At 50.7% G+C, this 950-nt stretch carries 1 protein-coding gene; it reads right to left on the bottom strand.

Annotated features, from left to right (window positions below; translation table 11 throughout):
• Positions 1 to 162: 162 nt before the first annotated feature.
• A complete protein-coding gene (locus AC1DLB_RS30975; RefSeq protein ID WP_064620506.1) occupies positions 163 to 873 on the bottom strand; it encodes an autoinducer binding domain-containing protein in 711 nt (236 codons plus the stop codon).
• Positions 874 to 950 lie beyond the last annotated feature (77 nt).

Raw genomic sequence — 950 nt, 5'->3', positions numbered from 1 at the left:
CAGCGGAGATAATCAACGAGTGGCCGCCGGACGTTGTAGCGGGCGGAGCCATCCGAGCGGACTGCGTCGTGGACGCTTCACACGACATCACTCGGGATGGAGCGCAGATGGTACGTTTTTTTGGTCTGGATTACTTGCAGGGATTACCTGATTCGAACAGTTTCAGATGACGCCAGCTTTCGCTGCCCTGATCACCGCCGCGATCTTGTTATTGACGCCAAGTTTGTGGATGGCGTTCTTTATATGGAAACGCACAGTGCTTTCGCTCACGCAGAGGATGATTGCGATCTCGCAGGCCGTCTTGCCCACGGCTGAGTATTTCAGCACCTCGATTTCTCTGCATGACAAACTCGTTGTGGGCGGCTTCAGCGAGGAGGCCGGCAGGTCTTTCGCGATAATCCCGTGCAGGTGACGGTTGATAAACATCGCGTAGCCCAGATTTTTGTACAGTTCATATGCGGTAATCGGGCAATGGGTTCTGGCCACGCTCAGGATGCTGCAAAGCCCGTTCTTATCATGAACGGATTGGGACCAACCGTAGTGCAACCCCTGGTTTTTTTGCGCTTGCCACAGCCGTGGTGTTTTTGAATAGCACTCTTCTTGCCAGAGAATCGGTACTTCGGAGCCGCAGCAGTGGGCTAGTATTGGATCAACCGTATCGTAATGCTCGTTTTGATATTTCGTGTTCCATTCGCTAGGGTAATTATTCAGGATTATCTTATGGCGGTGTGTCCCTGTTGTTGGGGATGTTATTGAAAATGCACAAAAATTAAAGCCCATATTTTTAACGAGGTTAAGCGATATCTCGTACGCGGTCTCTATTTTTTGAGCGCAAGAAAGCTGTGTTAGCTGTGACTCCTTCCACACTTTCATTTGGTAACTCCATGCGGAATTTCTTGGGGGGGTGCCGATTGGATCCAAGATCCGGCACGTCCCAGAGTGTAGGAGAA

It is taken from the genome of Pseudomonas sp. 05N434, from assembly GCF_056396965.1.
This window is presented reverse-complemented; position numbering and strand designations above follow the sequence as displayed.